Source organism: Aeromonas crassostreae (genome assembly GCF_054052445.1).
On sequence record NZ_JBSTYM010000030.1, the window covers coordinates 23,219 to 32,178 of the forward strand.

Here is an 8,960-nt window from a genome sequence, read left to right on the forward strand (position 1 = left end):
AGCGAACAAAACGGTGACATCAGCGCCGGGCGTCTTCCTTCAGCCACTGGGCAACCCGTTTGGCGAAGTAGGTGAGTATGCCGTCGGCACCGGCCCGCTTGAAGCAGAGCAGGGACTCCATGATGGTCTCCCGCTCCTTGAGCCAGCCGTTCTGGATGGCGGCCATGTGCATGGCGTACTCGCCGCTCACCTGGTAGGCGTAAGTGGGCACGCCGAATTGATCCTTGACCCGGCGGATCACGTCCAGGTAAGGCATGCCGGGTTTGACCATGACGCTGTCGGCCCCCTCCTGGATGTCCAGGGCCACCTCGTGCAGGGCCTCGTCACCGTTGGCCGGATCCATCTGATAGGTAGCCTTGTTGCTCTTGCCGAGGTTGGCGGCCGAGCCGACCGCATCGCGGAAGGGGCCGTAGTAGCAGGAGGCGTACTTGGCGGAGTAAGCCATGATCTGGGTGTGAACGAAGCCATGCTCCTCCAGTGCCACCCGAATGGCGCCGATGCGGCCATCCATCATGTCGGAGGGTGCCACCATGTCGGCCCCCGCCTCGGCATGGGAGAGCGCCTGCTTGACCAGGATCTCGGTGGTGATGTCGTTCATCACATAGCCTTCGTCATCTATGATGCCGTCCTGGCCATGGGTGGTGAAGGGATCCAGCGCCACGTCCGTGATGACCCCCAGCTCGGGGAAAGCCGCCTTGAGGGCGCGAGTGGCACGCTGGGCCAGAGCATCCGGGTTGTAAGCCTCCTCGGCCAGCAGGCTCTTCTTATCGACGGGCGTCACCGGGAACAGGGCCACGGCCGGCACTCCCAAGGCGACCAGCTCGGCGGCCTCGATCAGCAGCAGATCGATGGAGAGGCGGTCCACCCCCGGCATGGAGGCCACGGCTTCCCGCTGGCCCTCCCCTTCCAGCACGAATACCGGATAGATGAGATCGTCCACCGTGAGCAGGTTCTCACGCATCAGACGGCGGCTGAAATCCTGTTTACGCGCCCGGCGCAGGCGGCGGCCCGGGAAGGCGCCCGGAAGAGTTGTGGCCATGAGTCACTCCTGGATTGGCAGTTGGAAGAAAGCGGCGGAGGTGGCCCGGGTATGGGCCATCAGGGCCTCGGGCGTTTCCGCGCGGCAGGCCGCCACCACTTGGGCGATGTGCGGCAAGAAGGCGGGTTCGTTGCGTTTGGGGCGTGGCTTGAGATCCCGGGGCACCAGATAGGGCGCATCCGTCTCTATCATCAATCGACCGGCCGGGATGCGCGCCACCTGCTCGCGCAGCGGCTGACCCCGTCGCTCGTCACAGATCCAGCCGGTCACGCCTATGTGCAGCCCCAGGGCCAGGCACTCGTCCAGCTCATCATCGGATCCGGTGAAACAGTGCAACACGGCCCCCGGCAGCTTGGGGAGCCAGGGGCGCAGGATCTTGATGAAGCGGGCGTGGGCGTCGCGGCAATGGAGGAAGACCGGCATCCCCAACTCGGCCGCCAGGGCCAGCTGGGCGTCGAACACGGCATCCTGCACCGGGCGGGGCGAAAAGTCGCGATTGTAGTCCAGACCGCATTCGCCGATAGCCACCACCTGGGGCAGGGCTGCCAGCTCGCGCAAGGCGGCCAGGGTCTGTTCGTCCACCGACTTGGCGTCATGGGGATGCACGCCGGCGGTGGAGAAGCAGTAGCCAGGCCAGCGGGCGGCCAGGGCGGCACTGTCGTGGCTGCCGGCCAGGTCGGTACCGGTCAGGATCAGGGCGTCCAACCCGGCGGCGCGGGCGCGCGCCACCAGTTCGGCTTGTTCCCCGGCAAATTGGGGGCTGGTGAGGTTGAGACCTATGTCTATCATGGGATCGCTAAAGGTGCAGATGAAAGCCAGCAAGGGCCACTACCATACTCCCCGTGCCGGGTCATGAAAAGGGTCGACCACGCAGGCGGGCTCTCCCACCCGCCCTGCGCGGATGACGGGGCCAAAAAAAGAGGGCCTCAGCCCTCCTCACTCTCTTCCTCCGCCAGCGGCTCCCTGCGGGTATAGAAACGCGCGAAGAAGACACCGACCTCGAACAGCATCCACATGGGAATGGCGAGCAGGGTCTGGGAGAAGACATCCGGCGGGGTCAGCAGCATGCCGATGACGAAGACGGTCACCACCACGTAGGGGCGCTTGGCCTTGAGGCTGTCCGGGGTCGTGACGCCGGTCCAGCACAGCAGTATGGTCGCCACCGGGATCTCGAAGGCCACCCCGAACGCGAAGAAGAGGGTGAGCACGAAGTCCAGATAGTTGGCGATGTCGGTGGCGATGGTCACCCCCACCGGCGCCGTGCTGGTGAAGAAGCCGAACACCAGCGGGAACACCACATAGTAGGCGAACGCCATGCCGGCATAGAACAGCAGGGCGCTGGAGCAGACCAGCGGCATGATGAGCCGCCGCTCATGCTTGTACAGCCCGGGGGCGATGAAGGCCCAGGCCTGATAGAGCAGATAGGGGATGGCGATGAAGAAGGCGACCACTATGGTCAGCTTGATCGGCGTGAGGAAGGGGGTCGCCACATCGGTCGCTATCATGCTGGTGCCGGCGGGCAGCTGGCTGATCAGGGGCGCCGAGACGAACTTGTAGATATCGTTCGAGAAATAGACCAGGCAGACAAACACCAGCAGGATGGCGCCGAGGGCATGGAGCAACCGGGTCCTCAGCTCCACCAGGTGGGCAATCAGCGGCTGTTCGGTCTGGCTCATGACTTGACCTCCCCTTTGCGATCCGGCGAGGCTGCCGCTGCGGGCTCGGCCACGGGCTCATGTCGTTCGGCTCGTTCGGCGCCCTGCGCGCTGACGGGTTGCGATCTCTCCGGCAGGATGCGGTTCTCCGGCTCAGGGGCCACGTCAGGCTCATGGGTCGGAGCGTCCGGGGACGATGCCTTGGCGTAAGGGTGAGTGACGGAGTCAGCCGCCGCCTTCAGCTTCTCGATGGACTCCTGCAACTCCGGGCTCAGGTTCTGCATCTGCAATTGCTCTGCCTTCTTGAGATCGTTGTGCAGCTCCTGCAGCTTGAGCTCCTGGGCCAGCTCGGACTTGACCGCATTGGCCGTGCTGCGCACCGCCCGGATCCAGCCGCTGACGGTGCGGATGGCCACGGGCAACCGCTCCGGGCCCAGCACCAGCAGGCCGACGATGCCGACCAGCACCAGTTCCCAAAAACCGATATCGAACATGGCTTAGGCCTGATCTTTGTCTTTCTGCTTGGCGCTCTCGTCCTGCTTGGTCGATTCGCTGAGCTGCTTGGGATCGAAGTCCGCATCCTTGCCGGCCGGTTTGTCCTGGGGCTCGTCGGACATGGCCTTCTTGAAGCCCTTGACCGCGGCACCCAGATCGCCGCCGATGCCGCGCAGTTTCTTGGTTCCGAACAGCAACACCACTATGGCCGCGATGATCAACAACTGCCAAATACTGATTCCACCCATGATTCGTTCTCCGAAATTGCGCCAGCGGGCGCGGATTGTGATTAGTGTGAGCGGGCCTTGAGCCAACCGAGCAGCCAGCATAACCCAGTGCCGGCGAGGCTGATTTGTCCCCACTCAATATGTTGTTTTTGGGTCAGCAAGAATACACCCACCAACAGCAGGCTGGCTCCAACCCCTAAGAGGTAGCGAGCCTGCCCCTGGCGACGATTATGACGGCTGAATTGGACAAACAGATGATCGAATTGACGCTGCTGGCTGCGGGCCTGACGCAGGGTCTCGTAGACCAGTTCCGGCAGCTCGGGCAGCTTCTCGGCCCAGAAGGGGGCCTTGTCGCGAATGGCATTCCATACCGCCTTGGGGCCGACCTGCTCGCCCATCCAGTGTTCCAGGAAGGGCTTGGCGGTCTGCCACAGGTCGAGCTGGGGATAGAGCTGGCGCCCCAGCCCCTCGACATAGAGCAGGGTCTTTTGCAGCAGCACCAGCTGAGGCTGCACCTGCATGTCGAAACGGCGCGCCGTGTTGAACAGGTTGAGCAGCACATGGCCGAAGGAGATCTCGGACAGGGGCTTCTCGAAGATGGGCTCCAGCACGGTGCGGATGGCAAACTCGAACTCGTCCACCCGGGTGTCGGCAGGCACCCAGCCCGACTCCACGTGCAGCTCGGCCACCTTGCGGTAATCCCGGTTGAAGAAGGCGAGGAAGTTCTCGGCCAGGTAGCGCTTGTCTTCCCGGTTCAGGGTGCCGACGATGCCGCAGTCGATGCCGATCCAGAGCGGGTCCTCCGGGTGCTCCCGGGCCACGAAGATGTTGCCCGGATGCATGTCGGCGTGGAAGAAGCTGTCGCGAAACACCTGGGTGAAGAAGACCTCGACACCCCGCTCGGCCAGCAGCTTCATGTTGGTGCCGTTCGCTTCCAGAGCCTGGATGTCGGAGACGGGAATGCCGTAGATACGCTCCATCACCAGCACCTGCTCGCGACAGTGTGCCGAGTAGATCTCGGGCACGTAGAGGGCGTTGGAGCCGGTGAAGTTGCGACGCAGCTGGATGGCGTTGGCGGCCTCGCGCATCAGGTTCAGCTCATCGAGTATGGTCTTGCGATACTCTTCCACCACCTCCACCGGGCGCAGCCGGGCGCTGGAGGGGATGAAGCGCGCCACCAGACGGGCCAGGGCCGTCATCAGCCGCAGATCCGCCTCTATGGTCTGCTCTATGTCCGGGCGGATCACCTTGATGACGATCTCGCGGCCGTTCTCCCTCAGCCGGGCGGTGTGCACCTGGGCGATGGAGGCGGACGCCAGCGGCGTCTCGTCGAAGTCGTCAAACAGGGTCTCGATGGGGCATCCCAGGCTCTGCTCTATCTGGCGGCGGGCCGCCTGACCACAGAAGGGCGGCACCCTGTCTTGCAGCAGGGCCAGCTCTTCGGCAATGTCCGGCGGCAGCAGATCCCGCCGGGTCGACAGCATCTGTCCGAACTTGATGAAGATGGGGCCGAGCGTCTCGAACGCGAGGCGGATGCGCATGCCGCGGCTGCGCTGCGGCGCGCGATCCTTGAGCCAGAACAGGCTGCGGCGGGCCAGGCGACCGGGCCAGGGCTGATATCTGGCCGGTACCAGCTCGTCTATGCCCTGCTCGAGCAGGATGGCGACGATGCGGTAGAGGCGTTTGAACTCCTTGGGGGTCATCAGGGGATCCGTTGTTCGAGTCGGGCGAGGCGCAGCTCGGTGGCCTTGAGGCGCTGGCTCAGGGCCTCCACATCGTCACAGAAGCTCGCCACTTCCAGCGGGCCTGGGGCGAGGCGCGCCTCTTCCGTCAGGAATTCGGCCAGCTGGCGCTGGCTGCGGCACAGTTCGCGACCGATCGCCTCCCGCGCCTTGTGGGCACCGCGAAACAGGCTGTGGGCCAGCACGTCCCCAGTGTAACGGGAAAGCTGCTCCTCCCAGTCGATGTCGAGCTCCCCCAGCAGGGCACTGAACGCCTGCACCAGCTGGGGATCGCCGTGCAGATCCAGCTTCTCCTCGCGGATATAGCGGGTCAGGGCGGAAGGATCCTTGAGCAGGCCGAGGGCGGTGAGGGAGAGGCTGAGCACGGCATCGGCCTCCCCTTCATACTGGGCCAGCACGTCGAGGCGACGCTCCGAGAATAGGAACCAGAGCGGCTTGAGCTCCCGCAGCTCCAGCTTGAGCACCTTGCCCCTGAGTTTGAACAGTCGCTCATGGCTGTGCCCGTCGAGGTGCAGCAGCTGATTGAAACTGGTTTCGATCACCGCCGTGACCATGGCATCCATCGGCATAATCGGCCCTTAGAACTTGTAACCGCGGTGCAGGGCGACCACACCCTGGGTGAGGTTGTAGTAATCCACCTGATCGAAGCCCGCCTCCAGCATCATGCCCTTGAGGGTTTCCTGATCCGGGTGCATGCGGATGGATTCCGCCAGATACTTGTAGCTTTCGCTGTCGTTAGCGACCACTTCACCCATTTTCGGCAGCAGTTTGAAGGAGTAGAGATCGTAGAACTTGGCGATCACCTCGCTCTGGGGTTTGGAGAACTCCAGCACCAGCAGGCGACCACCCGGCTTGAGCACCCGGAACATGGAGGCCAGGGCCTTCTGCTTGTCGGTGACGTTGCGCAGGCCAAAGCCGATGGTGATGACGTCGAAGTGATTGTCCGGGAAAGGCAGGGCCTCGGCATTGGCTTGCACGAAGGAGACATTGTTGGCCACCCCCAGGTTGCGCAGCTTGTCGCGGCCCACCTTGAGCATGGAGTCGTTGATGTCCGCCAGCACCACCTGACCCGTCTCGCCGACGATGCGGGAGAACTTGGCGGTGAGATCACCGGTACCACCCGCCAGATCCAGTACCTTCTGGCCACGACGCACGCCGGAACAGTCGATGGTGAAGCGTTTCCACAGGCGGTGAATGCCGAACGACATCAGATCGTTCATCAGATCGTACTTGGCTGCGACCGAATGGAAGACGCCGGCCACCAAGGTTTCCTTCTCGTCGGCGGCAACGGTTTTAAAGCCAAAATGCGTAGTTGTAGTCGGTTCCGACATCCCTCAAACACCCATAGAACAAACAATGGCCGCCAGTTTACCAGAGCCGCCAGCGTCCGGACACCTTAAACCCGGCTGGCAACCAACTGCATGCCCAGCACCACCATCAGCAGGCAGAGGAACAGATTCAGGCCCATGTTGAGCACCGCCTTGAACCAGGCACCATGCTGGGCCAGCACCACTGTATCCAGGGCGAAGGAGGAAAACGTGGTCAGGGCCCCCAGCAGACCCACCATCAGCAGCGGCTTCATGGGGTGCTCCATCACATGGCCATTGCTGATGAGGGCGAAGGCAATCCCCATGATGAAGGAGCCGACAAGGTTGACGGTGAGGGTGCCGTAGGGGAAGTGGCGCCCCAGCAGCAGGGCCATCAGTTCGCCTATCCCAAAGCGCAGGCAGGCCCCGAGGGCGCCTCCCGCGGCCACATATAGCCAGGTCTGCATGGCAAGTCTCCAAGAGTGTCTGCCGACATTATGCAGAAGTTCCCCCGCCCATGACAGGGGGAAGTCAGGACGGGTTCAGCGCTGAAAATCGATCGATTCGGGCCGCTCCAGCACAATCTCGGTACGGGCGGGGCGAGTCTGGGCGATCACCTTGCCATGGCGGATCGAGTAGCGTACCGGCACCTGACGGCGCACCGCATCGAAGCCGCTCTCGGCCGGCAGTATGATCAGGTTGGCCGGTTTACCCACCTCCAGCCCATAGCGATCCTGTACATTCAGGGTGCGGGCACTGTGGCTGGTGATCAGTTTCAGGCTGTCATCGATCTGCGGGTAACCCATCAGCTGGCAGACATGCAGCCCCATATGCAGCACCTGCAACATGTTGCCTGTCCCCATGGGATACCAGGGATCGAACACGTCGTCGTGGCCGAAGCAGACGTTGATGCTCGCCTCCAGCATCTCCTTGACCCGGGTGATGCCGCGACGCTTGGGATAGGTATCAAATCGTCCCTGCAGATGGATGTTCACCAGGGGATTGGCGACGAAGTTGATGTTCGCCATCTTGAGCAGACGAAACAGGCGAGAAGCATAAGCCCCGTTGTAGGAGTGCATGGCGGTGGTATGGCTGGCGGTCACCCTGTCACCCCAGCCCCGCTCCAGGGCCAGGGTGGCCAGGGTCTCGATGAAACGGGATTGTTCGTCGTCGATCTCGTCGCAATGCACGTCGATCAGGGCGCCATAGCGCTCGGCCAGCTCGAACGCATAATGCAGGCTCTCTACGCCGTACTCCCGGGTGAACTCGAAATGCGGGATGGCACCCACGACGTCGGCACCGAGAGCCATCGCCTCTTCCATCAGCCCCTTGCCATTGGGGTAAGAGAGGATCCCCTCCTGGGGGAAGGCCACGAGTTGCAGCTCGACCCAGGGTCTCATCTCTTCGCGCAGCTCCAGCATGGCTCTGAGGGCGACCAGCCCAGGGTCTGAGACATCCACATGGCTGCGCACGAACTGGATGCCGTTGGCGATCTGCCACTTGAGAGTCTGCCTGGCCCGGGATGTGACATCCTCATGGGTCAGCAGCGCCTTGCGCTCCGCCCACCGCTCTATACCCTCAAACAGGGTGCCAGACAGGTTCCAGCTTGGCTCACCCGCGGTCTGGGTGGTATCGAGATGGATGTGAGGTTCGATGAAGGGGGTCATGGCCAAGCCCCCTTCACCATCGAGTTGAGGCCCATCCAGCCCGACGCCGCCCGCCGGGGCTATGCTGCTGATGAACCCATCCTGGCAGTGGATCTGCCACCTCCCCTCCTGTCCTGCCAGTCTCACATTGGTGATCAGCATTGCGACTCTCCCACTCTTGATTGCAGCCCACTTTATTTGACAACAAGTTAGCTTGGATCAAGTGATGAGAGAAGCCTTTAGGTGTGATTCATTCGAGAACTGTTAACATGAAACACACAGACATCATCAAGGAGCAGAAGGGACAAGATGGACGAGAAGATGATAGAGATTGGCAGTATCGGCCTGTTCAACGAATACCTGCAAGGTCTGGGGGTCCGCAAGCCGCCCCTCGACACCATAGAGCAGCGTTGGGAATATCGACAGGAAGAGAAGTTGATGGCCATGGTCACCAGGACGCCCTCCGGCGAGGCCAGATTCTATCTAGATGCCAGGGCGATCTCGCTGAATTGATGGCTCGGTCATCAAAATGAACATGCAAAAAAGCCTCCCTTTTCAGGGAGGCTTTCGTCTTCATGGTGCTGATACCCAGAGTCGAACTGGGGACCTCATCCTTACCAAGGATGCGCTCTACCAACTGAGCCATATCAGCACACTAACCGGTAAAGACCGCACTGTGTGCGCTATCTAAATCTTCTGTCCAACACGACCTGACGTCGTATCGCGACCAACCACATCGCTGTGATTGCTTAATTGAAGCCTGGCAGTGTCCTACTCTCGCATGGCGAATGCCACACTACCATCGGCGCTACCGCGTTTCACTTCTGAGTTCGGCATGGGATCAGGTGG

At 62.2% G+C, this 8,960-nt stretch carries 11 protein-coding genes, 1 tRNA gene and 1 rRNA gene; 1 reads left to right on the forward strand and 12 read right to left on the reverse strand.

Annotated elements, in window-relative coordinates:
• Positions 1–19: 19 nt before the first annotated feature.
• From hemB to ACW5W4_RS17235, 10 genes are all read right to left on the reverse strand, one after another.
• Positions 20–1,039 (reverse strand): porphobilinogen synthase, encoded by a 1,020-nt coding sequence (gene hemB, locus ACW5W4_RS17190; protein ID WP_427263448.1) that lies wholly within the window; start codon positions 1,037–1,039, stop codon positions 20–22.
• A gap of 3 nt (positions 1,040–1,042) precedes the next feature.
• Positions 1,043–1,828, reverse strand: a complete 786-nt coding sequence (locus ACW5W4_RS17195) for a TatD family hydrolase (RefSeq protein ID WP_456690206.1) — start codon at positions 1,826–1,828, stop codon at positions 1,043–1,045.
• A gap of 137 nt (positions 1,829–1,965) precedes the next feature.
• On the reverse strand, positions 1,966–2,715 hold the full coding sequence (gene tatC, locus ACW5W4_RS17200; RefSeq protein WP_427263449.1) for a twin-arginine translocase subunit TatC: 750 nt from the start codon (positions 2,713–2,715) through the stop codon (positions 1,966–1,968).
• Positions 2,712–3,188 (reverse strand): Sec-independent protein translocase protein TatB, encoded by a 477-nt coding sequence (tatB, locus tag ACW5W4_RS17205; RefSeq protein WP_456690202.1) that lies wholly within the window; start codon positions 3,186–3,188, stop codon positions 2,712–2,714. The genes tatC and tatB overlap by 4 nt, the downstream gene beginning before the upstream one ends.
• Before the next feature lie 3 nt (positions 3,189–3,191).
• The gene (gene tatA / locus ACW5W4_RS17210; protein WP_408797925.1) at positions 3,192–3,437 is read right to left on the reverse strand and encodes a Sec-independent protein translocase subunit TatA; all 246 of its coding nucleotides are present in this window, start codon (positions 3,435–3,437) and stop codon (positions 3,192–3,194) included.
• 41 nt (positions 3,438–3,478) lie between these two features.
• A complete protein-coding gene (gene ubiB, locus ACW5W4_RS17215; RefSeq protein ID WP_456690203.1) occupies positions 3,479–5,119 on the reverse strand; it encodes a ubiquinone biosynthesis regulatory protein kinase UbiB in 1,641 nt (546 codons plus the stop codon).
• Complete coding sequence (locus ACW5W4_RS17220; protein WP_456690204.1) at positions 5,119–5,727, reverse strand: ubiquinone biosynthesis accessory factor UbiJ; 609 nt, start codon at positions 5,725–5,727, stop codon at positions 5,119–5,121. The genes ubiB and ACW5W4_RS17220 overlap by 1 nt, the downstream gene beginning before the upstream one ends.
• Before the next feature lie 9 nt (positions 5,728–5,736).
• Positions 5,737–6,489, reverse strand: a complete 753-nt coding sequence (ubiE, locus tag ACW5W4_RS17225; protein WP_427263453.1) for a bifunctional demethylmenaquinone methyltransferase/2-methoxy-6-polyprenyl-1,4-benzoquinol methylase UbiE — start codon at positions 6,487–6,489, stop codon at positions 5,737–5,739.
• Positions 6,490–6,554: 65 nt separating this feature from the next.
• Positions 6,555–6,932 (reverse strand): fluoride efflux transporter CrcB, encoded by a 378-nt coding sequence (gene crcB, locus ACW5W4_RS17230; RefSeq protein ID WP_408797915.1) that lies wholly within the window; start codon positions 6,930–6,932, stop codon positions 6,555–6,557.
• Between the two features lie 75 nt (positions 6,933–7,007).
• Positions 7,008–8,273 (reverse strand): cytosine deaminase, encoded by a 1,266-nt coding sequence (locus ACW5W4_RS17235; protein ID WP_456690205.1) that lies wholly within the window; start codon positions 8,271–8,273, stop codon positions 7,008–7,010.
• A 147-nt stretch (positions 8,274–8,420) separates the two neighbouring features.
• On the opposite strand from ACW5W4_RS17235, the gene ACW5W4_RS17240 reads away from it, so the two are divergent.
• Positions 8,421–8,624 (forward strand): hypothetical protein, encoded by a 204-nt coding sequence (locus tag ACW5W4_RS17240; protein WP_427263455.1) that lies wholly within the window; start codon positions 8,421–8,423, stop codon positions 8,622–8,624.
• A gap of 63 nt (positions 8,625–8,687) precedes the next feature.
• Here ACW5W4_RS17240 and ACW5W4_RS17245 read toward each other — a convergent pair.
• Together ACW5W4_RS17245 and rrf are read right to left on the reverse strand one after the other, a co-directional pair.
• Positions 8,688–8,763: transfer RNA gene (locus ACW5W4_RS17245), tRNA-Thr, on the reverse strand.
• Between the two features lie 106 nt (positions 8,764–8,869).
• A 5S ribosomal RNA gene (rrf, locus tag ACW5W4_RS17250) occupies positions 8,870–8,960 on the reverse strand; the annotation flags it as partial.